This window comes from Corynebacterium sp. S7, assembly GCF_054401105.1.
In genome coordinates this window covers 574947-597239 of the sequence record NZ_CM136760.1, presented here as the reverse complement: position 1 = coordinate 597239, position 22293 = coordinate 574947, and the positions used below count along the sequence as shown (strand labels likewise).

25 protein-coding genes are annotated in these 22293 nt (G+C 57.5%); 4 read left to right on the top strand and 21 right to left on the bottom strand.

Translation table 11 applies throughout. The annotated features are described in order from the left end of the window. Positions 1 to 52: 52 nt before the first annotated feature. A complete protein-coding gene (eccD, locus tag ACXZ66_RS02950) occupies positions 53 to 1330 on the top strand; it encodes a type VII secretion integral membrane protein EccD (protein WP_458750379.1) in 1278 nt (425 codons plus the stop codon). Next, complete coding sequence (locus tag ACXZ66_RS02945; RefSeq protein WP_458750377.1) at positions 1327 to 2502, top strand: S8 family serine peptidase; 1176 nt, start codon at positions 1327 to 1329, stop codon at positions 2500 to 2502. Before eccD ends, ACXZ66_RS02945 begins: the two co-directional genes overlap by 4 nt. Before the next feature lie 6 nt (positions 2503 to 2508). Here ACXZ66_RS02945 and ACXZ66_RS02940 read toward each other — a convergent pair whose 3' ends face one another. After that, positions 2509 to 2964, bottom strand: a complete 456-nt coding sequence (locus ACXZ66_RS02940) for a TIGR02611 family protein (RefSeq protein WP_458750375.1) — start codon at positions 2962 to 2964, stop codon at positions 2509 to 2511. A gap of 124 nt (positions 2965 to 3088) precedes the next feature. Here ACXZ66_RS02940 and ACXZ66_RS02935 point away from each other — a divergent pair, with 124 nt between their 5' ends. Then, positions 3089 to 3511, top strand: coding sequence for a DUF6463 family protein (locus ACXZ66_RS02935; RefSeq protein WP_458750373.1), 423 nt, complete (start codon positions 3089 to 3091; stop codon positions 3509 to 3511). Here ACXZ66_RS02935 and ACXZ66_RS02930 read toward each other — a convergent pair. The 17 genes from ACXZ66_RS02930 to secY all read right to left on the bottom strand — a co-directional run bounded on the left by ACXZ66_RS02930 (position 3508) and on the right by secY (position 20077). Further along, positions 3508 to 4287 carry an alpha/beta fold hydrolase gene (locus ACXZ66_RS02930; RefSeq protein ID WP_458750372.1) on the bottom strand — a complete coding sequence of 260 codons (780 nt, stop codon included), beginning with the start codon at positions 4285 to 4287 and terminating at the stop codon, positions 3508 to 3510. The two genes, ACXZ66_RS02935 and ACXZ66_RS02930, sit on opposite strands and share 4 nt — an antisense overlap. A 19-nt stretch (positions 4288 to 4306) precedes the next feature. Beyond that, a complete protein-coding gene (locus tag ACXZ66_RS02925) occupies positions 4307 to 4825 on the bottom strand; it encodes a PadR family transcriptional regulator (RefSeq protein WP_458750370.1) in 519 nt (172 codons plus the stop codon). Positions 4826 to 4953: 128 nt separating this feature from the next. Continuing rightward, the gene (locus ACXZ66_RS02920; RefSeq protein WP_458750368.1) at positions 4954 to 6261 is read right to left on the bottom strand and encodes a class I SAM-dependent methyltransferase; all 1308 of its coding nucleotides are present in this window, start codon (positions 6259 to 6261) and stop codon (positions 4954 to 4956) included. A gap of 68 nt (positions 6262 to 6329) precedes the next feature. Next, positions 6330 to 7853: an FAD-binding oxidoreductase gene (locus ACXZ66_RS02915; protein WP_458750366.1), complete on the bottom strand. Its 1524-nt coding sequence runs from the start codon at positions 7851 to 7853 to the stop codon at positions 6330 to 6332. A gap of 54 nt (positions 7854 to 7907) precedes the next feature. After that, positions 7908 to 9170 (bottom strand): type VII secretion protein EccB, encoded by a 1263-nt coding sequence (eccB, locus tag ACXZ66_RS02910; protein ID WP_458750364.1) that lies wholly within the window; start codon positions 9168 to 9170, stop codon positions 7908 to 7910. A gap of 53 nt (positions 9171 to 9223) precedes the next feature. Next, a complete protein-coding gene (locus tag ACXZ66_RS02905) occupies positions 9224 to 11419 on the bottom strand; it encodes a DUF6541 family protein (RefSeq protein WP_458750362.1) in 2196 nt (731 codons plus the stop codon). A gap of 91 nt (positions 11420 to 11510) precedes the next feature. Then, entirely contained in the window at positions 11511 to 12407 is an 897-nt protein-coding gene (gene truA / locus ACXZ66_RS02900; RefSeq protein ID WP_458750360.1) for a tRNA pseudouridine(38-40) synthase TruA, read from the bottom strand. Positions 12408 to 12716: 309 nt separating this feature from the next. Further along, on the bottom strand, positions 12717 to 13250 hold the full coding sequence (gene rplQ / locus ACXZ66_RS02895) for a 50S ribosomal protein L17 (protein ID WP_458750358.1): 534 nt from the start codon (positions 13248 to 13250) through the stop codon (positions 12717 to 12719). Between the two features lie 91 nt (positions 13251 to 13341). Then, on the bottom strand, positions 13342 to 14355 hold the full coding sequence (locus tag ACXZ66_RS02890; protein WP_458750356.1) for a DNA-directed RNA polymerase subunit alpha: 1014 nt from the start codon (positions 14353 to 14355) through the stop codon (positions 13342 to 13344). A gap of 129 nt (positions 14356 to 14484) precedes the next feature. Next, the gene (gene rpsD, locus ACXZ66_RS02885; RefSeq protein ID WP_458750354.1) at positions 14485 to 15090 is read right to left on the bottom strand and encodes a 30S ribosomal protein S4; all 606 of its coding nucleotides are present in this window, start codon (positions 15088 to 15090) and stop codon (positions 14485 to 14487) included. A gap of 24 nt (positions 15091 to 15114) precedes the next feature. After that, positions 15115 to 15507, bottom strand: coding sequence for a 30S ribosomal protein S11 (gene rpsK, locus ACXZ66_RS02880; RefSeq protein WP_458750352.1), 393 nt, complete (start codon positions 15505 to 15507; stop codon positions 15115 to 15117). Positions 15508 to 15510: 3 nt separating this feature from the next. Next, a complete protein-coding gene (gene rpsM, locus ACXZ66_RS02875; protein WP_458750351.1) occupies positions 15511 to 15879 on the bottom strand; it encodes a 30S ribosomal protein S13 in 369 nt (122 codons plus the stop codon). Between the two features lie 180 nt (positions 15880 to 16059). Next, positions 16060 to 16278: a translation initiation factor IF-1 gene (gene infA / locus ACXZ66_RS02870; RefSeq protein WP_018297748.1), complete on the bottom strand. Its 219-nt coding sequence runs from the start codon at positions 16276 to 16278 to the stop codon at positions 16060 to 16062. A 201-nt stretch (positions 16279 to 16479) separates the two neighbouring features. Further along, positions 16480 to 17226 (bottom strand): L,D-transpeptidase, encoded by a 747-nt coding sequence (locus ACXZ66_RS02865; protein WP_458750349.1) that lies wholly within the window; start codon positions 17224 to 17226, stop codon positions 16480 to 16482. A 36-nt stretch (positions 17227 to 17262) separates the two neighbouring features. Next, the gene (gene map / locus ACXZ66_RS02860) at positions 17263 to 18066 is read right to left on the bottom strand and encodes a type I methionyl aminopeptidase (protein ID WP_458750347.1); all 804 of its coding nucleotides are present in this window, start codon (positions 18064 to 18066) and stop codon (positions 17263 to 17265) included. 146 nt (positions 18067 to 18212) lie between these two features. Further along, positions 18213 to 18758 carry an adenylate kinase gene (locus ACXZ66_RS02855; RefSeq protein ID WP_458750346.1) on the bottom strand — a complete coding sequence of 182 codons (546 nt, stop codon included), beginning with the start codon at positions 18756 to 18758 and terminating at the stop codon, positions 18213 to 18215. After that, positions 18758 to 20077 carry a preprotein translocase subunit SecY gene (secY, locus tag ACXZ66_RS02850; protein WP_458750344.1) on the bottom strand — a complete coding sequence of 440 codons (1320 nt, stop codon included), beginning with the start codon at positions 20075 to 20077 and terminating at the stop codon, positions 18758 to 18760. Before secY ends, ACXZ66_RS02855 begins: the two co-directional genes overlap by 1 nt. Positions 20078 to 20397: 320 nt before the next feature. Here secY and ACXZ66_RS02845 point away from each other — a divergent pair, with 320 nt between their 5' ends. Then, positions 20398 to 20910, top strand: a complete 513-nt coding sequence (locus ACXZ66_RS02845) for a DUF1707 SHOCT-like domain-containing protein (protein ID WP_458750343.1) — start codon at positions 20398 to 20400, stop codon at positions 20908 to 20910. 63 nt (positions 20911 to 20973) lie between these two features. On the opposite strand, the gene rplO is transcribed toward ACXZ66_RS02845, so the two are convergent. Genes rplO through rpsE form a run of 3 tightly spaced genes read right to left on the bottom strand, consistent with a single transcriptional unit; the run spans position 20974 to position 22260 of the window. Next, positions 20974 to 21420, bottom strand: a complete 447-nt coding sequence (gene rplO, locus ACXZ66_RS02840) for a 50S ribosomal protein L15 (RefSeq protein ID WP_458750342.1) — start codon at positions 21418 to 21420, stop codon at positions 20974 to 20976. 7 nt (positions 21421 to 21427) lie between these two features. Then, positions 21428 to 21613 (bottom strand): 50S ribosomal protein L30, encoded by a 186-nt coding sequence (rpmD, locus tag ACXZ66_RS02835; protein ID WP_018297755.1) that lies wholly within the window; start codon positions 21611 to 21613, stop codon positions 21428 to 21430. 5 nt (positions 21614 to 21618) lie between these two features. Further along, positions 21619 to 22260, bottom strand: coding sequence for a 30S ribosomal protein S5 (gene rpsE / locus ACXZ66_RS02830; RefSeq protein WP_458750341.1), 642 nt, complete (start codon positions 22258 to 22260; stop codon positions 21619 to 21621). Positions 22261 to 22293 lie beyond the last annotated feature (33 nt).

Genomic DNA, 22293 nt, shown 5'->3' with positions numbered 1-22293 from the left:
AATTACGGGGGTAATTTCGAACGTGACTTCGGCAACGCATCACATAGTCCGTGTGACCATTCGATTAGATATTGGCGGGCACCATTCCAGCGCCGACATGGCGCTACCAAGTTCATCCACATTAAATGAACTGCTGCCAGAGCTCGCAGTGCTCTTAGCACTGCCCGAGAGCGACCAGCCGTGGGAGTTTACATCTGCGGCCGGCGCTGTTTTCAACGCAGATACGCCACTGCACAGCCTTGAATTGCGCGACGGCAGCATCATTGTTGTGCGTCCGAAAACCGAGGCGGCCACGCCCGTGGTACGCGATGCCGCCGAGTCCTTGGTCGCGCGCGCCCATGGCCTGGCAGAGACGAAGGGGCTGGATACTCTCGCCTCCTTGGCCGGCATCGTGGCCGGTGCAATCCTTATGTCATCGCTTATTCCGGTTGCGTTTGCGCTGCTGGCTGCGGCGATCGTCGCAACGCTCCTGGCGGTTTATACTCACCGCCAAGCGCTATATGTGGCGGCCATTCTGGCAGGCGGGGCGGCCCCAGGCTTGTGGGTAGCGGGCGATAGTCTCGCGCCGCGGACACTGGGCATCGGATTGCTGGTCGCGATAGCAAGCTCTTCCGTGCTGTTATTCGCGGCGCGTATGACTGGGGTGGTGTCGTCGCGAGTCACCGCGACATTGGCCGCCAGCTTCTTGGTCATTGGCAGTGGCGTTATTGGCCTGTGGTTGCCGGGAGAGGCCGCGCCGGCGGCGATCTCCATCCTGATCGCGCTGCTGCTGGTTATGGTCGCTCCTGGGTTGGGAACAAGGTTGAGCGGTTTGAAAATTCCACGTGTGCCCACCGCAGGCGAGGAGCTTCCCAACGCCAACGATCACCAACCCGATGTGGATGAGCGCGCCCAGTGCGCCAAACTTATCGCCGATGGGTTGCTGTTGGGCACCTGTATCGGATTGGTTCCGGGGCTGGTGGTCCTAGCAATTACCGGCGGGGGGTGGGCATGGGGCCTGCTGCTGTGTACCGCCGGGGCACTGGCTGTGCACGGTTCGAGGCACCACTTCCCTATTCCGCGAGCCGCGCTCACCGTCACGGTCCTGCTGGCAGTCATTGCCGCCAGCGTGGCCATTACCGCGAGTGATGCTCACCCAGTGCTGGTAGTCATCACGCTTCTTATTGCCGTGATCCCGATTAGCAGCCCGCTGTGGTCGAAGTATGTCTCGGAGCTCGAGCCAACAACCGTGGTGTGGTTTGAGCGCGCCGAGCAGGTGGCCATCATCGCGGTCATCCCGCTGGCGATGCACGTCGCGGGCTTCTTTTCCATGATCCGAGGTGTGGGGTGAGCAGGCGCACCTCGTTCACAGCGTGGGCACTTCTCGTCACACTTTTAGTTTCTGTTCCCGTTTTTGCGCCACCGTCTCACGCGCAAGACCGCGAATGCGCTTCGCCCGAGCCGCTCCACGAGGTACCAGCGCCTCCCAATCATTCTGCGCAGCGCAGTATTTCCACTGGCCAGGGGGTGAAAGTCGCGGTCATTGATACCGGGGTCTTTCCTCATCCCCAGCTCGCGCGCGTCATGCCCGGCGCGGATTTCGTCGCTCCAGCGGCACCTAATCCGCTCTTCGACTGTGACGGACACGGCACCATCGTCGCCGGGATCATCGCAGGCCACGACTATGGCATCGCCCCTGACGCGCACATCGTCTCCATCCGCCAGACCTCCGGTTACTTTGAGGCCGCACCCGATACGTCGGAGACAACCGGAAGCCTCGAGACACTCGCGCACGCCATCCACGATGCCGTCAACAATGGCGCGGACGTGATCAATATTTCCGTTGTCTCGTGCGTCTCACCGTCGATTGCCACGCGTATCGACGACGGCGTGTTGCGTCAGGCACTCGAGAGGGCAGAAGCCGAACAAGCACTAGTGGTCGCTGCCGCGGGCAACGTCTCTGACGTTTGTCCCCAAGGTTCTTTCGTCTACCCAGCCCACCTTCCCACGGTGATTGCCGTCGGTGCCAGAGACAGTGGATACGACCTTGCCGATTATTCGGTTGCTACCCCGCAGAACATGGCAAGCGTGTCCGCGGCGGGTTCCCCACTGGCTGCTCTATCTCCTCAAGGAGATGGGTTCGCGGCCGGAATCATTACCTCACGCAGCGGCACTGTCGAGTACTTCGCGGGCACCAGCTTTGCTGCGCCCGTAGTCAGTGGAATAGCCGCTACGCTGAAGCAGCGCTACCCTACCGAAACTGCGGCACAACTTAGGCAGCGAATCTACGCTGCCGCAGAGCCCGCCGACGGGTATCTAGATCCGTATGCGGCGCTCACCGATATTCCACCTTCGGTACCAGCTCAAATGCATCCGGTAGAGGTCACTCCTGCAGTCCACGCCGACGACGGCGCGGTTTCTCGCGCCGGGCTAATCAGCATCGTTGTACTGGTGATGGTCTCCTGCGTGATCGCTGTGCACGGAATATTTGCTCGGAATGTTTGCTCGGCGCAGCACAACTAGCAAGCGCTACTTATGATGCAAGCCCAGCGCGTACATCGCAGGGTCTGCGAAGTTGGCCCAGCCCATCGTCCAGGCACCGTAGAACAGCGCCATGAAAGTCACCCAGATGATGGCCACACCTGCTGCGATAACGGCGTAGCGCGTGGTGCGGTTTTGGCGGTGGTACCACGCGAAGAACGCGTCATAGACACGGACACCAAATGTAAGCACGTAGCGGGCCCACTTCTGCTCCAGCGAGATAATGGCCACGCCAATAAAGACGGTCAACCAACCTGGTCCCGGAAGCGGGATCGCAATAATACCGACGATCAGTACAACCCAGCCCAGCAGGACAGTTCCCGGTCCCACGAGAAAGCCACCTTTGCGTGACTTCAGCCCTTGGTGGTGGGCCTCAAAAGATGAGATCTTCTCTGAAATCATCTCGCGCATCGTGGGCGATGCGGTTGTTGTCTTTGCTTCCATGTATGTGCAAACGCTTTAGGGTCCGCACTCGTTCCCACTAAAAACCATCTCGATCTGATTAATGTAAAATTAATTCAGAACCTTAAGCTTTTTTACAGCTAGTTTTGTGGTTATATTAAGAATCATGTCGGGCGCAGACAATTCACCCACGAAAGCCTTCCGTAGGCGCGCCCTTATCGGACCCCTTTTAATCCTCGTGTGCACTCTGCACATCATCCTCGGAATTATCGGTTCTGGTCCACTTGTCATCGATGCGGCCATCGACGGCTGGACAGGTGCCTTCACCGGCGAGCGTGCCACATTCCAGTGGTATTTGATGACAGGGCTGGTAGGCATCATCGCGGGAATCGCAATCAACCACATCGAGAACATAAGCCGACTACCTTGGCCGATCTCGTGGGGGTTGGTCTTTGTCGGGTTTCTTGGCATGTCCATGGACCCGGCATCCGGGTTCATTTTGGTGATGATCATCGCGCTCCTTGCCGTGTGGCGCTCCTATCACGACGGCACTATTCCCGATGAGCAGTGGGACAACTTAAGCAACTAGTCCTTCTTCGCTACCGGCCACTTTCCAGTGTCCGCGAAAGTTTGCACCATGCGGGCGAAGAGCTCGGGATCCTCGGCGCTCCATGCGTGGTGGACCTTCGGTGCTGTCCAGGTTTGCAGCTGCGGCAGCTTTTCAGCCAGCATCGGGAACGCATTTCTCACCGATGAAGTTTCATGTTCTGCCGTCACTGCCAACACCGGACCCGAAAATGGGATAGTGGATTCGGTCAGAGTCTTGTCAACCACTTCGTAAAACATGGCCCGATTCGAGCGCGGACTCGGCCGTGATGCCGTAGTAATGAACAGTTCTTGCGCATCTTTCGGAATACGAAACAGTGGTGCCTGGAGTGCCCAGTACCAGCGCCGATGCCACAGCGGGACTTGCGGGGAGATCACAAGTTTTTCCACCCGTGAGTAGCCGCCTACCGGAGCCCCCGTAGTGGCACACGAAAGCACGACATCTGGGTGGCGAGTGATCAGGCGTATCGCCACAACACCACCGAGGGAGAGCCCCACCACATGGGCCCTACCGGCCACCGCACGCTCCCGAATCAGCTCCGCCACATCATCAGCCGCACCGTCGAGGCCCGGCCAGTCCTCGGCGTAGCGCTCCCCGTAGCCAGGCAAGTCCGGAGCAAGCATGTGCCTGCCCGGCAGATGATTGATCACGTCCAACCACGTCCAGCCTGCAGAGCTTCCGCCGTGGAGAAATACGATGGTCTCGCCGTTTTTTAAGCCGTGTTCAACCGGAAATTCAAGATGAAAGGATTCGGACATGGGGATCAGGCCTTTCTTATCAGGTTCTTTTTAGGGCGCGCACGGTCTCATCGATCCATTCGATCTCCGCGCGTGCGTGGACCAGCCCGTTCGTTCTGGTCGCTGCCCGCAGCTGGGCATCCAACGAATCGCCGGGGATTTCAAGATCAGAAAGCTTTTCGACGACTTCCTCCGCCTGCTCCCGCCTCTCCGCCAACAGCGCGAGGACTCGGTCTTCGCCCAGCGGGGCCGCGAAGAAGAGCCTGCCCAGGAAGGGTTCCTTGGGCTTATCGGGCTCGAGGTCCGAGTCCAACCACTTATTCAACTCGGCGTTGCCAGCTTGTGTCAGCGAATGGACCTTGCGGTCCGGCTTGCCATCTTGTGGGATGACCTCGGTTCCGATGAGCTTGGCAGCCTCGAGGCGACCGAGGGTGCGATAGATCTGCGACAAGTCGGCGTGCCAGAAATGCGCGACGGAACCCTCGAACGCGCGGCCCAAGTCGTAGCCGCTCATGGGTTGAAGGGAGAGAAGGCCAAGGATTGCGTGCTTGAGTTCCATAGTTCATATAGTACTACACATATATATGCATAGTCCAGTATCAATGTGCGGCGCGAAAACGCCCCTGACCGGAGTTGGATCCTGGGCAGGGGCGATCGTCGTAAAGCGAAATCTTTTTAGGAACCTGTTTAGAACACCGAGTCGTTCCACCAGCGACGCTCTGGCACTCCGCCGCGACCGCCATCCTCGTCGAGCTTGACGCCCACGAACTGGTAAAGGTTGACCACGTTGTGCTCGAAGCCCCACTCGGAGCCAGCCATATACATGCCCCACAGCTTCGCGGTTGGCTCACCTGCAAGTTCCACGGCGCGGTCCCAGTTCCCCTTCAGGTTCTCGCACCAATCGCGCAGGGTGCGCATGTAATCGAAACGCAGCGACTCGGTGTGCACGACCTCAAGGCCGATGTCCTGCATCGCCTGGGTGATGGTGCCGGAACCGGTCAGCTCGCCATCTGGGAAGATGTAGCGGTCAATGAAGGTGCCCTTGGCTGTCTTGTGGTTGTCCGGGTAAGTGATGCAGTGGTTGACCATGATGCCGCCGGTGCGCAGCTTACCCTGCAAGAACTCGAAGAAGCTCTTGTAATTGTCCACGCCGATGTGCTCGAGCAGGCCGATGGCGGAAATACCGTCGAAGCCTGATTCCTTCACATCGCGGTAATCCATGTAGCGCACCTCGGCAAGATCCTGGAGGCCTTCCTCCTCGATCTTGGCCTGTGCCCAGTCTGCCTGCTCCTTCGACAGGGTCACGCCGAGCGACTTCACTCCCCGGCGCGCAGCATAGCGGACCATGCCACCCCAGCCGCAGCCCACGTCGAGGTGGGTATCGCCTGCCTTGAGGCGCAGCTTATCGAAGACGAGGCGGTACTTGTTCTCCTGAGCATCGTCCAGCGACGCATCTTCTGTTGGGTAGTAGGCGCAGGTGTAGGTCATGGCCTTGCCCAGGAAGAGCTCGTAGAACTCGTTGCCCACGTCGTAGTGATCGGAGATTACCTCCGCGTCGCGCTCCTTCGAGTGGCGCGACAGACCTTGGCGGATGGTGCGCTCGATCCACGAGGAACGCTCGACATCGGGCACGGGCTGGACCTGGATACAGCCCATCGATGCCAAAGAGCGCATGACCTTCGCCAATGTAGCGAAATCAGGCTTCTTAATCTTTCCGTAGAGTTCACGCAATGCGTCGAAAATGCCATAAGGGTGCGCGAGGTGTTCGCCCTCGACGGTGATGCCCTCGGTGACGTACGCGCGCGCGAGACCGACATCGCCCGGCGAGGTAACAATGTAGGACAGCCCCTCAGGCGAATTAACGTTGACCGTGTACTTCGCATCTGGCGAACCCGCAGTCGATCCGTCGAAGGCTTTCCAATAGAACGGGCTTTCGCCCTCAATAAAGGTGTCAATGATCTCGCCGACGGTCAGCGGTTCAAAAGCGGAGCTCATGGTTCGTACTTTCCTTATCTTAGAGTCTTAAAGTAACTAGCTTGTGCAATTTTTTGTTCCGTAAGCGGCTACGCGCCACTGACGGTTTTTTCATATAGCCCTGGGAAGCGCTGATCCGGGTCATAGACCTGCTTCAACTTCTGGGGCAGCTTCCCGCCGTAGAGCTTTTCAAACTCCTCGCGGCTGTAGAAGGCCTCTGAGTACAGCGACTTGTGGCCGCCGAGTTCGGAGACACGCTTCTCAATCACCCGGTTGAAAGCACCAGGAGTGGCCTCCGGGGTGACCAAGTCACCTGGCACCGCAGACCAGAAGCCCACGTTGACCCAGGTGGAGTTAGTGTCCAATGGATACAACGGCCACGGCACCGTGGCATCCTTTGTAACCTCACCGGTGCCAATGAGTTCCTCGGAGCCATCGCGCAGCCGGATCGGGCACAACCACACCGGCTGGATGTCACAGGCACCAAAGAACCAGTCCATCCACTCCGCGAGATTGTCCACGGTGACCTCAATGTCCTGGACTACGCGCTCGCGGTGCGGAAGACCCTTAGGTTTGTTCAACAGGTTGTGCTCAACGTCGAACTTGCGGTCTACGCCGATCAGCTTCCAATAGACGGAGCTGCGGCGCAGCTCTCGTGGCCACAGTTGACGTACCGTTGGTTCTTGGGCGCCAAAAGCGCGGGAGCACCAGAACCAGTCAGTGTCCCAGCGCCAGATGTAGTCACGGATAGTCAGACGATCGCGCTTTACACCTTCTGGGTGATGCAGCGAGCGGTAGTAGATCTGGTCGCGGGTGTAATCCGAAACTGGGCCCTCCTCGTCGCTGGCCACCGCAAGGATCAAATAGGACTCCTCAGGTGAGAAGGAGACGCCATCGATGCCGTGGAGTGGCTGGCCCTCGTACTGCTTTTCCTCTACCGCCTTGGCTAGGCCATCCTGGAAGCTTTGCAGGTCGTGGAAGCGAACGTGATTGAGCTCAATGAAATCTTTCACTGGCTCCAGCTCGATCTTCAGGCGCACAGCGTAACCCAGCGAGCCATAGGAGTTGGGGAAGGAACGGAACAAGTCCACGTTCTCGGTGCGCGAACAGGTGACAATCTCGCCGGTGCCGGTCAAGATGTCCATCTCAATCACGGACTCATGTGGCAGGCCATTGCGGAAACTGGTGGACTCCACGCCCATGCCCGTAACCGCACCGCCCAGGGTGATGGTTTTCAGCTGCGGGACCACAAAAGGCGCGAGCTTGTGGGGAAGAGTGGCATCAACCAAATCCTCGTAGGTGCACATGCCTTGCACATCCGCGGTACGCGCAACGGGATCGACCTCGATCACGCCGTTGAGCTCGCTGACATCAAGACCAGCGACATTTCCTGAGCGTCCGCGGAAAAGATTCGACGTTTTCTTCGCCAGACGAACGCGTTGGCCCTTCGGCACCGCTTGGAAACTACTGAGTAGCTTCTCCACTCCCTGAGAGTGCCGGTACCAACCAACTGGCCGAATGTCTTCCGCATCCACGCTGCGACTCTGGAACGTCGACCCGAGTGCGTTACTCAAAGTGCCACCGATATTAACCAGACCTTGGGGAATACTCATGACACACCACTCTAACTACAATTTCGTATCGATGCCCGCCAAGAATACAAAAAATTAGTAGGCGCTTGCCAGCGCAGCTTCCCTACTTAGCACCTGACCTTCTGGCAAGAGGCGAATGAGATTCCACGGCACTTCGTCGACTCGTTGCACTCCCAGCGATTGCAGGGCCTGGGGGTTTGTTAGCTCGTGGCGCTGACCCACCGGGGAAATCACGTGGTAGCCATGCCCAGTATCTACTCCTACGGCACCGGCGCTCAAGCCTGCAAAATGGGTAGCGGCGGACTGGCCAGAAAGCTCGATTCTCCCCTGCGCCAGGTCGGTGTCGGGAGAGGTAGCCAGGGTGTTTTGGTCCGTGATGCACAGAGGTTGCTCTGCGGGATCTAAAAACTGCGACATATGAGCCGGCAGGGTGATCTCCAGCGGTTCAGCGGCATCGGGGAATGCAGCAAGTTCCGCGCGATCGATGTCTCGGGAAAATGCGCCCGCATCGTTGAACATGGCCGCCTGAGTTGTAGTAATTGGCTGGATGCCACCGCTTGCAAGGCGGATCCACGCCTCTTCCTGGTTGCCGTCGCCTGCCACCAACACTTCCGGCAGCGGGAACGGCATGTTCATTGGTGCTCCCTCATCAAGCACGCTTAAGACTTCGGCGGGAGGCTCCCATCTCGGGGTCTGCGCCGAGATTCCCAGCACGCGCCGAATCGCCCGGCCCTGAGGATCGTGCTCCGGCGGAAGTTGCGTGCGGGTTTGCGCAGTAGCCAGCCATTCGGTCTGGCCGACTCGGGCGATGACAGCGGCATCGTCGTCAAGCAAATGCGTGGCCGCACCCGCAACAACAGTAACTTCCGTGCCACTGTGACACACGGCCCACGCGCCCGGGGCGGGATCAGTCGGCGCGGGGGCGAAATCGTTCGGCGCGTGCGGGATACCCACAGGCACGCCCTGCAGGGCTTCCGCCAGCTTGTTCTCGCCGATTGTTGCAGGTGTGACGGGCTCTTCGACGATTAAGCGTGCCGACGAGAGGTTGGAAACTGGGTGCAGGCGATCGTCGATACGCACGAACAACGAACCTTGCTCCGAACGCACCACCGGCGCATCGCCGGGATCCGAATTCGGCTGCAGCCATGCGAGCAACCCCGACACCGCCGCTATCAACGCAACGGCCACGAGCCCGAGTATGCCCGCCCGCTGACGCGACGCCAGCGGGTCGTGGATCATGCGAATATCGCCAAAAACTAAACCGTGCTCTACCCTCCTGCGCAGGAACTTATGCCCCGAAACCTGCGCACGGGTGGTAGGCAAAAGCTTGCCAGCCACGTGATTCCCCCGAATCCCCGAACTATTGCGTGCTGCGAGCCCCTCTCGCAGCGCTAGGGCCCAGTGTAAAAGCTCCCTGCTGTTGCCTCAACTGGAGAGCTTGTTTGGTTGCTTGCTCTTTCGTTTGCGGTGTTGCCCAACGGATCCGAGCCCGCCTCCACTGCACTTCTTTCCATCTCGGAGAGTTCCGCTTCGGTAAATGCGGCGTTGACGGCGAAAATCACCGTTGAGCCCTTTCGGTACACAGGTGTCACACCCTTGGTGGCCCACAGCCCACGGGTGAGCTCCCAGCGGTTGGTCTGCTGCGCCCAGAAATTGTAGGGGCTGATCAGGAAGAAGCGAACGTCGAGGGCTTCCGCGGCTTTGTCGATCACATTGGGAGCAGTTGGGTTGTCACGCGTGCCCGCGCCGAGAAGGTAGCCCTGCGCGTAAAGCTTCTTCGTGCTCGAATTATCGCCGGCATTCGGCCACTGATAATGGCGAGAGACTGTTGGCACGCCGTTGTATGCATAGATCCATGAGTGCCCGTCGGCGGGCTCGCCCATTGTCAAGCCCTCGTAGGCCGCCGGTTGGGATCCCAGCCAGTCAAAGGCGGCAAGGTCGTCCTCATTGACCATGCGCCCTGTCACCCTCGACGACTTGAAGATGGCCCGGGCTGCATCCTCAGAAGTATCGGTCACCCACCACGTGGCGCCCCAGCCAGCCACAACGGCCAGCACGACAGACAGCGCGCCGGTAACACGAGCCCACCTGGGGCTTTCCGCGCGAGCGGCCAGTGGCGCGAAGGTGATCACGCGAATCAGCACGGCGATGCCGACGGCGGCCCCGGCTATCACAATCATGGCCACCGGCATGACTAATCGGTGCGCGCCGTTGTAGTGCACGGCAGTCACAGTTTCGAGCACGTTGCCGAACCACCCATCAAATGGGCGCAGGCTGTGCACGAGAACGACAAGGAAAACCACATAGGTCACAGCAACCCAGATCAGGCGCTGCCACACCACCACAAACAGCGCACCGATGAGCGCGAGCCACAGCAAAATTGTGGGATCAAAATTCGGGAAGAACTCTTTGACGTGGCGAGTGTCCATGAAGAACGCACGCGACCAGGCTTCCGCGTTGGTCAGTTCCCCATCACGCTCCCAGGAGGCGACCTCCTCGGCCTGTGTCGACCCCGCAAGGATCTGCGGCAGGTAGAGCAAGGCGCCGACCACCGCCGGGCTGACCAACCAGAAGAAGTCCTTCAGCCGCGTTGTCGCTGGAGCCCACAGCTGATAGAACAACCAGAAAATTCCCACGGCCAGAGCAACGACGGTGACCGATGAAGGATGAACTTGAATCAGGCCCAAGAAGCCAAACACGGCGGCCAGCGCCGTGACGTGGTTCCGTGGCACCCCGATAAACTGCGCAATCACCATTCCGGTCATGGTCATGGCAAAGAGGTACGGCCACGCGCCCACATAGTTGCCAATCCAAATAATTACCGGGGTGGCGAAAACCAGAATCGGCGCAAGCCCCGCACCAATTTGGTACACGAGGCCTCGATTGCCCACCATCGACCACACGATGCAGGCCATGGACATGGCCAGAGCCAGGCTTGGGCCAACAATGCTGGCCAAATTCACCGCGGGGATAGGATCAAGCGACGCAGCCTGGGCAAATAGAGCCGTGCCCGCATGAAACCCCGACGGGTAGAGCATCACAGCATGCGTTTCTAGGTTTTGCAGCTCGCCCATCCTAGTTGCCGAGGCAACGCCCTCTTCCATGATGAAACGCACCAAGTTCGCATGCCACTGGGAATCCCAGCCCTGCACAATGTTGTTTACTCCGCCCGGTGTGGCTTTGAGCCAGCGCACCTGCTTCGAAATCAGCAGCCACGCGCCCACAATCACGCCTGCTGCCGGCAGGATCCACGACGGATCGAAAATGCTGCCCTCGCGGTTCTTCCCGCCCCATAGCCTCTCACGCCACGAGATTCCCGGTTGTTGCTTGATCTCTCGTCGCAGAAACATCCAGCGCCACAGCGTGGCCACTACGAGCACCACGAACCAAAACACAAGGAAGGTGGCCCAGTTGAAGGACACATGAAGCGCACCCCACACCCACGCGGACAAACCCACGATGCCAAATGTCACCGGCATCGCCGAGGCTACAGCAGCCGGGAGTTTCAGCCCAGAGACTAATGCAATGATTAGTCCAGGCAGCATAAAAACAGCTATTGCCACCCAAATGGCTACTTCAGTGCTCATTAGTAGTTCGCGCTTTCTTCTTCAGCCTCTTTAGGAAGCAAGGTCTCCCTGATTGTAGACCTGCACACCTTTAGTTTCGGGATCAATCGCCTTAATCCTGTTCAGGCGGTGGATCAAGTTCACTGTGTTCACGCATGCCCCGGGTTGTCGCAGTTCGCAGAGCAAGTTCGCTATCCGGCGGATACGTCACGCCCATCAGCGTGAGTCCCCGCGCCGGAGCCAGCGGTACCTCCGAGGAGCGTTGCTTTTGCGCGAGCAAAATGTCGGCCCACGAAAGCTCCCGTCTGCCCTCCCCGACCGTCAAACACGCACCGACCAGCGATCGCACCATGTTCCAGCAGAAGGCGTCGGCGATCACCTCAGCCTCGTAGAGCATCGGTTCAATGCTTGTCGACGAATCGCGCCACGTAAAAGACTGCAATTCTCGAATGGTGGTCGCATGCGGTTTGGGCTTACAAAAAGCAGCAAAATCGTTGAGACCAACAAGTGCCTGGGCAACATCCTGCATCGCGGACAGGTTTACGGGCTTCATCCACGTCGCGGTATCGCGCACCCGCATGGGCAACGCCCCACCAGGGTGCGTAGTGATTCGGTACACGTATCTGCGCGTGAGAGCAGAAAACCTCGCATCAAAGCCCGCCGGGGCAAAAGAAACTGCGTCGACGCGAATGTCCTCGGGTAGGAATCTGCCAAGGCGTCGCACCAGCCTGTGCGGATCTCCCTCAATGGTGCGTTGGTTCAGGCTATCCAGTGGCACGTCGAAATGCGCTACCTGGCCAGCGGCATGCACACCCGCATCGGTTCTGCCCGCAACTGTCAGTAGGACAGGTACGCGCAAAATCGTGCTCAGCGCATCCTCAAGTACCTCCTGGACGGTGCGCACTGAACCTTCAGGCCCGGCTTTCTGCCGCGCCCACCCATGAAAGTCGGTGCCGTCGTACGCCAAATCAATGCGCAGGCGCGTGAGGGGGTGTGAAGCATTCTCCATGATTGGTTCAGCGTACCAAGCCGTGTGCTTCTCGGGAGGTTGGGGGCAACTGGAATTTGATATCTAACTCTGGATTTTATGTTTGTTTATGCACCCATGAGGGCGGAATTTCGAGGCTGATTTCCGCATGTTTCGATATGGCGCACAGCTGAAATCGACCATGCGGAATTAATGTTTCCCAGTATGGACCTAACCGGCTCATTTTCCGCGTTGGTCGATTCCAGTATCGACCAACCAGCCCTAGCAATGCGAAAACCGCCTGATTCCTACCAAAAGGTAAGAATCAGGCGGTCGCGGGTCTAGGAAGAATTACTTCTCCTCGGACTCCTTAGCTTCCTCAGCCTCTGCTTCAGCAGGAGCCTCTTCAGCCTCAGCCTCTACAGCTTCGGCTTCCTCTGCTGGAGCCTCCTCTGCAGGAGCCTCCTCAGCCTCAGCCTGCTTGGAAGCTGCAGCGCGGGTTGCGCGCTCTGCCTCGGAAGAAACAGTCTCCTCGAGAACGAGGGAGATCTGCGACATTGGTGCGTTGTCGCCGGCACGGTTCTCCAGCTTGACAATGCGGGTGTAGCCGCCTGGACGGTTCTCGAACTTCTCAGCGAGCTCGTTGAACAGGTAGGAAACAACAGCCTTGTTAGGGATGTGCTTCGCAACCTCGCGGCGGTCGGCCAGGGTTCCACCCTTAGCCTTGGTGATCAGCTTTTCAACGTAAGGACGCAGGACCTTTGCCTTTGCGTCAGTCGTCGTGATGGCACCGTGCTCGATCAGAGCCGCAGCCTGGTTAGCCAGAATGTGCTTCTGGTTGGATGCGGATCCGCCGAATCGGGCGCCCTTCTTTGGGGTAGGCATTTTCGTACTCCTCGTGTGCGGATTGTTGAGCGCGCGAGCCCTAATTCCTCAGTCTAAAACCAAAGAGCAAAGGCTCTATGTCGCGTGGCTATTACTCGGTATCTTCCGCGCTTGAATCGATGTAGTCGCCGGTCTCAGCGTCATATCCCTCGATCTGAGTTGGGTCGAAATCTTCCGGAGCGTCCTTCAAGGTCAGGCCCAAGGAAGCGAGCTTAATCTTGACTTCGTTGATCGACTTCTGGCCGAAGTTGCGGATATCCAGCAGGTCCGATTCGGTGCACTCAGCGAGCTCACCGACGGAGTGGATTTCCTGACGCTTCAGGCAGTTGTAGGAACGAACGGAGAAGTTGAGGTCCTCGATTGGCAGGTTGTAGGCGGCAATGTACTCGGTCTCCTGTGGGGATGGTCCGATTTCAATGCCCTCGGACTCAGTGTTGAGCTCACGGGCCAGGCCGAAGAGCTCGACAAGAGTCGAACCTGCAGATGCGAGTGCGTCACGTGCAGACATGGAGTTCTTGGTCTCCACGTCGATGGTGAGCTTGTCAAAGTCGGTGCGCTGCTCAACACGAGTAGCTTCGACCTTGTAGCTGACCTTCAACACTGGAGAGTAGATCTGGTCAACCGGGATGCGGCCAACCTCACCAGCGGAATCTGGCATTGCTGGAACGTAGCCACGGCCACGCTCAACAATGAGTTCCATGTCCAGCTTTGCCTGCTCATTCAGGGTTGCCAGCACGAGGTCAGGGTTGTGGATTTCCACACCTGCAGGTGGCTGAATGTCGCCTGCAGTAACCTGGCCTGGGCCTTCCTTGGAAAGGTACATAACTACTGGCTCGTCAGAGTCAGAGGAAATAACCAGTTCCTTAACGTTCAGGATGATCTCCGAAACGTTCTCCTTGACACCATTGATCGTGGTGAACTCGTGGAGCACACCGTCAATCTTGATGGAGGTCACAGCTGCACCAGGAATGGAAGACAGCAGGACACGGCGCATGGAGTTACCAAGGGTGTAACCGAAACCTGGCTCGAGTGGCTCGAGAACGAACTTCGAACGGTTGGTATCGATGTATTCCTCAGTTAGCTGAGGGCGCTGTGAAATGAGCATGGACTTCTCCTTTGTCGGCGACCGCTATTTGACGCCGGTAGGAACGAATATTTGAAAGATTTTCCGACTTGCCAGATTCGAAGTATACGAAAAACCGTAGACTCGCATCGGGTTGGCGGGATGAAGTGATTACTTCGAGTAAAGCTCGACGATGAGCTGCTCTTGGATAGGCACCTCAATCTGAGCGCGCTCGGGCAGCTGGTGCACGAGGATGCGCAGGGTCTCAGGAACGACCTGGAGCCATGCTGGAACAACAGCATCGACCAGGTTGTCTTGAGCTTCTTCGAACCAAATCATCTTCTTGGACTTGTCACGAACATCGATGATGTCGTGCTGAGACACGTGGAAGGATGGAACGTTCATCTTCTTACCGTTAACGGTGAAGTGACCGTGGGAGACCAGCTGACGCGCCTGACGACGAGTGCGAGCCAGACCTGCACGGTAGACAACGTTGTCTAGGCGGGATTCCAGCAGAACGAGCAGGTTGTCGCCGGTCTTGCCGGAGAGACGGTTAGCCTCTTCGTAGTAGCGACGGAACTGCTTCTCCATTACACCGTAGGTGAAACGGGCCTTCTGCTTTTCCTGCATCTGCAGCAGGTACTCGGATTCCTTGATGCGAGCGCGGCCAGCCTGCCCCGGAGGGTATGGGCGACGCTCAAAGGACATGTCTCCACCGACGAGGTCGACGCGGAGACGACGGGACTTACGGGTTGCTGGGCCAGTATAACGAGCCATAATTTAGAACCTTTTTCCTTTCCCTTAAACGCGACGACGCTTCGGTGGACGGCAGCCATTGAATGGCTGTGGCGTCACGTCCGAGATCGACGACACTTCGAGGCCTGCAGCCTGGATGGAACGGATTGCGGTTTCACGACCGGAACCTGGACCCTTGACGAAAACGTCAACCTTCTTCATGCCGTGATCCATTGCCTTACGTGCAGCATTCTCAGCAGCCAGCTGTGCAGCGAACGGAGTGGACTTACGGGAGCCCTTGAATCCGACGTGGCCAGAGGATGCCCAAGCAATGACAGCACCGGAAGGATCAGTGATCGACACGATGGTGTTGTTGAAGGTGGACTTGATGTATGCGTGACCAGTGGTCACATTCTTTTTTACGACGCGACGACGCGCGCCACGAGACTTAGGAGGCATGAATTACTTCTTCTTTCCTGCGATGGTCTTCTTAGGACCCTTGCGAGTACGTGCGTTGGTCTTGGTGCGCTGACCATGAACTGGCAGGCCACGACGGTGGCGCAGTCCCTGGTAGGAACCGGTCTCAATCTTGCGACGGATGTCAGCCTGAACTTCGCGGCGGAGGTCACCCTCGACCTTCCAGGATGCTTCGATCACGTCACGCAACGCTGCAACCTGATCATCGGTCAGGTCGTCGGTACGCAGGTCAGGGGAAATGCCGGTCTGCTCAAGCAGTTCCTTGGAACGGGCTGGGCCAATTCCGTAGATGTAGGTAAGTGCGATCTCCATGCGCTTGTTGCGGGGCAGATCAACACCAGCTAGACGTGCCATAAGGTACGTGCCTTTCGGGTTGTTACGATGGTTTTCTCCCTATCCGCCCACGCCAACCGACACTTGCCCCGGTCCGTACCGGGTGTTGGGTCGTGATACGCGTGGCTCCAGCCATCGCAGCCAGAGGTAGTAGCAGGTGCACACATGTGTGCGCCCTGGGTAAGGAGGCTTAATTATGTCTTACTTGTAGCGGTACGTAATGCGCCCGCGGTCCAAGTCGTATGGAGACAGCTCCACAACGACACGGTCCTCAGGGAGGATACGGATGTAGTGCTGGCGCATCTTGCCGCTGATATGGGCAAGAACCTTGTGCCCGTTGTCTAGTTCGACACGAAACATTGCGTTTGGCAAAGGCTCGATAATACGGCCTTCAACCTCAATTGCGCCTTCTTTAGCCATAAACTCCGCATTCCCGGTATACAATTCTCCATGTATACCTGCATATTTAGTGGTCCACTATCATGATGAGCACATCTTGTGCTACACCAATGGTCAACTATAGCGCGTCAAGCCCCAAAAACAAAACCGTTCCCGCAGGTCGCGCGGAAACGGTGAGGAAAAAGCTTTACGACGAATGAATTTACGCCACTGCCGGAGTGCTTAGTAGATGTAAACCTTGTCGCCGATTTGCAGATCGTTGAAGTACTTTTCTGCATCAGCGCGGTACATACGAACACAACCAGCGGACATGTTGTCTGGGGAGCCCTCGTGGAAAGCGTGGCCGTTGTTGGTGAAGTAGGTTGCAAACGGCATTGGTGCGTTGTTGAACTCGTAGGAGATCTCATCGCGGACCTGGCGGGTCACGTAGAAGGTGCCAGTAGGGGTTTCCTGACCAACCTTGCCGGTGGACACGCGAACAGCACCGTAGTACTTCTCGCCGTTGTTCTGCAGCCACGAACGCTGGCCTGCAATGTCCACGCAGACCTTTGCATCAGCTGGGCAGGAGCCATAGTCAAAGGCTTCTTGCTGGACCGCTGCCGCAGCCGGCGCTGGAGCAGGTGCCGGTGCTGGTTCTGGTGCTGGGCGAGGAGTGCGGCGCTCAATGATGCCTGGGTAGACAACCTCGATTGCCTGGTCGATGCCAGCGCTGACTTGGTTGGTCAGGTTGGCATCAAGGCCATTTGTTGCGTGGACGGCACGCTGTGCGTCATTGCGCGCAGCCCATGCAGAATCTTCGACCTGCTGGGAAATACGATCCGCTTCGGTTTGAATATCGAAAGGAGGGGTGGAAACAATGCCGGAATCAGGAGAAAGGGTTTGAGCTTGTGCACCTGGTGCCGCAAAGATACCAACTGCAGTGATCAGTGCTGCGCATACGGCGCCAACGCGTCGGGAAATCAAAGACATGAGCACAGCATAGTTGAAGACTTATAAGTTTGTTATCTAACTGTTAGTACGGGGGGTAAGAATGCGGGGACCCTGGGAGGTTGCTGCCACCGTATGCTCCCAGTGCGCGGCAGGAGAAGAGTCGAAGGTAACCACGGTCCAATCGTCGTCAAGCACCTCTGAATCAACTTCCCCACCGAGAATCAGCATGGGTTCGATGGCGAGCGTAGAACCCTCCTCGATGAATGGGCCGCGACCTCCCTTCCCCTCGTTGGCGAGGTAGGGATCCTCGTGCATGGTGCGTCCGATGCCGTGGCCGCCGTATCCGTCGAGGATGCCCAGCTCGATGCCGAAGTCGCGTTCTGCCTTGCGAGTTGCCATCTCAAGGGCGTGAGAGACGTCGGTGAGGCGATTGCCCGGCACCATGGCCTGCAAACCTTCAAGGAGTACCTGTTCGGTAGCACGATTGAGCTTGTCTACGTCTGTGGCGAGCTCGCCAACACCGAAGCTCCACGCCGAATCTCCGACCCAACCATCTAAGGTGGCGCCACAATCGATGGAGACCAAGTCCCCTGCTTTGAGCACTACTTCGTCGCTAGGAATGCCGTGCACAACAACCTCGTTGACAGACGTACAGATCGAACCCGTGAAACCCTGGTAACCCAGGAAAGTTGGAATGGCACCGTGGGCGCGGATAACTTCCTCCGCGACCCTATCTAGGTCCGCCGTGGTAGCCCCGACAACTGCTGCCGCGCGAACTTCTTGGAGAGCGATGCCTACGATGCGACCTGCGGCCTCCATGGCATCCAGTTCACCAGGGGTCTTGCCTGGAATAACCTTCTTACGTTTATGGAACACCACGACAGTGCCCTCCTTTGTACTTGAGCGAGAAAGAGTCTGAAACGAGATCAGTGTATGAGAAAAATTTAACGCCGGTACCTGACAAAGCGTCAAGGTACCGGCGCCTTAGCCCGAAGGCGTGAAGGCCTAAGAGCCAGGGGCAAGTTTTACTTACCCAGGGCCTCCATTGCGCGAGCGTTGATCTCCTCAACGTCGCCTTCTGCCTCGATGGAGATGATCTGGTCACCGTAGTGCTCGATCAGAGGCTTGGTTTCCTCGTTGTAGACCTGCAGGCGGGTACGAATCGTCTCTTCGTTATCGTCTGCGCGGCCGCGGGCGAGCATGCGCTCAACAACAACATCCTCGTCAATGACGAAGTTCAGCACGCCGTCGAGCTCCACGCCGGACTTAGCAAGCAGATCGGAAAGGATCTCAGCCTGCTCCACGGTGCGTGGGAAGCCATCGAGCAGGAAGCCGTTTGCTGCGTCCTCCTCAGCAAGGCGGGACTCCACCATGCGAGCGGTGACATCGGTAGGAACGAGCTTGCCGGCATCAATGTAGCTCTTAGCCTCGACACCGAGCGGGGTGCCCTCGCCAATGTTGGCGCGGAAGAGATCGCCGGTAGAGATGTGTGGGACGCCAAGCTTCTCGGAGAGGATAGCTGCCTGGGTGCCCTTACCTGCGCCCGGAGGGCCGAGGAGTACAAGTCGCATTATTTCAGAAGTCCTTCGTAGTTGGATTGGAGGAGCTGGGATTCAATTTGCTTCACTGTAGTCAACGCTACAGAAACCATAATCAGCACAGCCGTACCGCCGAACGCGGACATAGTGCTTTGTCCACCCATTGTTTGGCCAAGCGCCAAGTTTGGCAATACCGCAATCAGCGCCAGGTACAGTGCGCCGACGAAGAGCAGACGGTTCATCACATATGCCAGGTACTGAGCAGTTGGTCGTCCCGGGCGGATGCCTGGGATAAATCCACCGTACTTCTTCATGTTGTCGGCTTGTTCAGTTGGGTCGTACTGAATGGAGACGTAGAAGTAGGAGAAGAAAATAATCAGCACAAAGTAGATCAAAATGTACTGCCACGAGGAAGGCGTCTGCAGCCAGGAGTAGATGTTGCGCATCCACCAGTTATCCGGTGGAGTGACCTGGTTCGAGATGATGATCTGGGTGATCAGCACCGGAACATACATCAGCGAGGAAGCAAAGATCACGGGGATCACGCCTGCCTGGTTCACCTTCAGCGGCAGATAGGTGGACGAACCACCGTACTGGCGCCTGCCCACCATGCGCTTTGCGTACTGCACAGGGATGCGGCGTTGTCCTTGCTCGATAAAGATAATGCCGATAACCAAGACGATTGCAGCAACAACCACGAGGGCGAACACCAAGCCACCGGACTGCTGGAAGATGGCTACGCCCTCTGTTGGGATACGTGTTGCAATACCGGCGAAGATCAGCAGGGACATGCCGTTGCCGACGCCCTTTTCAGTGATGATCTCACCGAGCCACATCACAAATACCGCACCCGAAGTCATGACAACCACCATCATGATCAGCGTGAAAAGATTGCGGTCTTCCACAAGAACTGGGTTACCCGGGCCAAGGAGCTGCTCACGGTCTGCCAGCGCGACAATGCCAGCAGACTGCAGCAGTGCCAGAGCCACGGTGAGATAACGCGTGTACTGCGTCATCTTCGATTGGCCCGCTTGGCCTTCCTTTTTCAGCTCCTCGAACTTCGGAATCACCACAGTGAGCAGCTGGACAATAATCGAAGCCGTAATATACGGCATGATGCCGATGGCGAAGATGGACAGCTGAAGCAGAGCACCACCCGAGAACAAGTTGATCACCGAGAACACGCTCGCTGACTCCTCGGTAAGCTGCTTCAGACGCCCAGCAACCACAGCGTAATCAACGCCTGGCGTAGGAATCTGGGCACCGATGCGGTACAGGATGATCAACGCAAGGGTAATTAGGACCTTTTTACGCAGATCCGGATCCTTGAACACCTGAAGAATGGCAGACACAAAGCCTCCTGGCTTCTACCCCTCTGTATGGGTTGAAGGTTTTCGGAATGGAATGTAGGCAGGCTAAATCGCTCGCCTCAAAACACAATTGACTTTTTCACTCTATCAGCCAATCGACCAGAGCCTAATTTTCAGGGCCTGGATAAGCCAAAATTTGTTACTTTTTTGCATACAAGAGCATAAAAAGTCAAGCACAGAACACTTAACGACGATTTCCCTACCCCGACCTTCGGTAGGATGGCTTCTGCATATCGTTACAAATAAGATGAAAAATAGAATGCGAAAAAGTGCTTAAAAATTTCCCGAAAAATGGAGGCATCATGGACAACAGCGGTGATATCCGCGTCGGGGATGCCGATCGAAATTCCGCTCTTGATCGCTTGAGCGAACTTTTCGCGAATGGCTACATGGACATCACCGAGTTTGATGCACGCACAGGCAAAGTTGTCACTGCCATCTACCGGAGCGATCTCGCTGAAGTTTTCGCGGACATGCCGGAAAAACCCGCCGAGGTAGTAGAAACGCAGTCTTCTTTCGGCGCGGATGCGGAACTCGACAGGATTGAGAAACGAGGTCGTTTGGTCCGACGCGCCGACAGCGTGATTTGGGCCGTTGTGATGATCATGTTCTTCCTCGGGCTTTTTGCTTTCGACTTCCCGCTCTTCTGGCTCGTCTTTCCGGTAGGTGCCCTTGCTTCTTGGGGAGTGCGCAGCCTCTACGGAATCGGGGATGAAGAAGAAAAAATCCTTGAAGAGTTAGACAGGTCCCAGAAAGAGGAACGCTCCGAGCGGCTGCGTATTGCGATGGAGCGTCGCAAGGAGCTCGGACAGTAGTCGCAGACGCGAAAAACGGCCACATCCAAAAAGGATGCGGCCGTTTTTAGCTATCAGCGTGGCTTATGCCTCGGTGACAGAGCCTCCAGCAGCTTCGATCTTCTCTACTGCAGACTTGGAGAACTTGGTTGCGGTGACGTTGAGCTTGACGCCCAAGTCGCCGTTGCCCAGGACCTTAACTGGCTGCTTTGCGCGAACCAGGCCCGCTGCAACGATGTCAGAGACAGCGATGTCGCCGCCCTGTGGGAAAGCCTTCTCCAGATCAGAAACGTTAACCACCTGGTAGATGGTCTTGTTCTGAGCCTTGAAGCCCTTCAACTTAGGTAGACGCATGTGAAGTGGCATCTGGCCACCCTCAAATGCGTGTGGAACCTGCTTACGAGCCTTAGTACCCTTGGTACCGCGACCAGCAGTCTTACCCTTGGAAGCCTCACCGCGGCCAACGCGGGTCTTAGCCTTGTTAGCGCCCTTGGCTGGGCGCAGATCGTGGAGCTTAATAATGTCGCTCATGAAATCTCTACTCCCCTGCTACTTCTTCGACGGTAACCAGGTGAGCGACCTTCAGGATCTGGCCACGAACTGCGGCGTTGTCCTGCTTGGTCACGGTCTGGCCGATCTTGCGCAGACCCAGAGCTTCAAGGTTTGCACGGTGAACTGGCTTGCTGCCAACCTTGCCGTGGTGCAAAGTAATCTTCAAAGCCATGGTGATTACGCCTCCTGACCTGCGCGAGCGCGCAGAATACGTGCAGGTGCGACCTCGTCGAGAGTCTTGCCGCGCTTAGCAGCAACCTCTTCAGGGCGAGCCAGGGCCTTGAGACCCGCAACGGTTGCCTTCACAACGTTGAGGGAGTTGTCGGAGCCCAGGGACTTCGCCAGGATGTCCTGAATGCCTGCGCACTCAAGAACTGGACGAGCTGCGCCACCCGCGATCACACCGGTACCAGGAGCAGCTGGGCGGAGCATAACGATGCCCGCTGCTGCTTCACCCTGGACTGGGTGAGGAATGGTGCCGCCAACCATTGGGACGCGGAAGAAGTTCTTGCGAGCCTCTTCGGAGCCCTTCTGGATAGCAGCTGGCACTTCTTTAGCCTTACCGTAGCCAACGCCGACCATGCCCTGGCCGTCGCCGACAATGACAAGAGCGGTGAAGGACATGTTGCGGCCACCCTTAACCGTCTTTGCAACACGGTTAATGGAGACTACGCGCTCGATGTACTTGTCGCGCTCATCATTCTGGTTACGACGATCGTCGCGACGGCCGCGGCCACCGCGCTCGTTACGATCGTTGCGGTTGTTGTTGTTCTGGTCGTCGGCGGAGCGTCCGCCGTCACGCCGTTCACGTCCCGGCATTACGCGTTCCTTCCGTTGATGTTCATGGTCATG

Coding starts and splice junctions, on each gene's coding strand:
- ACXZ66_RS02940 (WP_458750375.1), bottom strand. CDS start 2,964: ATGGAAGCAAAGACAACAACCGCATCGCCCACGATGCGCGAGATGATT.
- ACXZ66_RS02935 (WP_458750373.1), top strand. CDS start 3,089: ATGTCGGGCGCAGACAATTCACCCACGAAAGCCTTCCGTAGGCGCGCC.
- ACXZ66_RS02930 (WP_458750372.1), bottom strand. CDS start 4,287: ATGTCCGAATCCTTTCATCTTGAATTTCCGGTTGAACACGGCTTAAAA.
- ACXZ66_RS02925 (WP_458750370.1), bottom strand. CDS start 4,825: ATGGAACTCAAGCACGCAATCCTTGGCCTTCTCTCCCTTCAACCCATG.
- ACXZ66_RS02920 (WP_458750368.1), bottom strand. CDS start 6,261: ATGAGCTCCGCTTTTGAACCGCTGACCGTCGGCGAGATCATTGACACC.
- ACXZ66_RS02915 (WP_458750366.1), bottom strand. CDS start 7,853: ATGAGTATTCCCCAAGGTCTGGTTAATATCGGTGGCACTTTGAGTAAC.
- ACXZ66_RS02905 (WP_458750362.1), bottom strand. CDS start 11,419: ATGAGCACTGAAGTAGCCATTTGGGTGGCAATAGCTGTTTTTATGCTG.
- truA (WP_458750360.1), bottom strand. CDS start 12,407: ATGGAGAATGCTTCACACCCCCTCACGCGCCTGCGCATTGATTTGGCG.
- rplQ (WP_458750358.1), bottom strand. CDS start 13,250: ATGCCTACCCCAAAGAAGGGCGCCCGATTCGGCGGATCCGCATCCAAC.
- ACXZ66_RS02890 (WP_458750356.1), bottom strand. CDS start 14,355: ATGCTCATTTCACAGCGCCCTCAGCTAACTGAGGAATACATCGATACC.
- rpsD (WP_458750354.1), bottom strand. CDS start 15,090: ATGGCTCGTTATACTGGCCCAGCAACCCGTAAGTCCCGTCGTCTCCGC.
- rpsK (WP_458750352.1), bottom strand. CDS start 15,507: ATGCCTCCTAAGTCTCGTGGCGCGCGTCGTCGCGTCGTAAAAAAGAAT.
- rpsM (WP_458750351.1), bottom strand. CDS start 15,879: ATGGCACGTCTAGCTGGTGTTGATCTGCCCCGCAACAAGCGCATGGAG.
- infA (WP_018297748.1), bottom strand. CDS start 16,278: ATGGCTAAAGAAGGCGCAATTGAGGTTGAAGGCCGTATTATCGAGCCT.
- ACXZ66_RS02865 (WP_458750349.1), bottom strand. CDS start 17,226: ATGTCTTTGATTTCCCGACGCGTTGGCGCCGTATGCGCAGCACTGATC.
- ACXZ66_RS02855 (WP_458750346.1), bottom strand. CDS start 18,758: ATGCGACTTGTACTCCTCGGCCCTCCGGGCGCAGGTAAGGGCACCCAG.
- ACXZ66_RS02845 (WP_458750343.1), top strand. CDS start 20,398: ATGGACAACAGCGGTGATATCCGCGTCGGGGATGCCGATCGAAATTCC.
- rplO (WP_458750342.1), bottom strand. CDS start 21,420: ATGAGCGACATTATTAAGCTCCACGATCTGCGCCCAGCCAAGGGCGCT.
- rpmD (WP_018297755.1), bottom strand. CDS start 21,613: ATGGCTTTGAAGATTACTTTGCACCACGGCAAGGTTGGCAGCAAGCCA.
- rpsE (WP_458750341.1), bottom strand. CDS start 22,260: ATGCCGGGACGTGAACGGCGTGACGGCGGACGCTCCGCCGACGACCAG.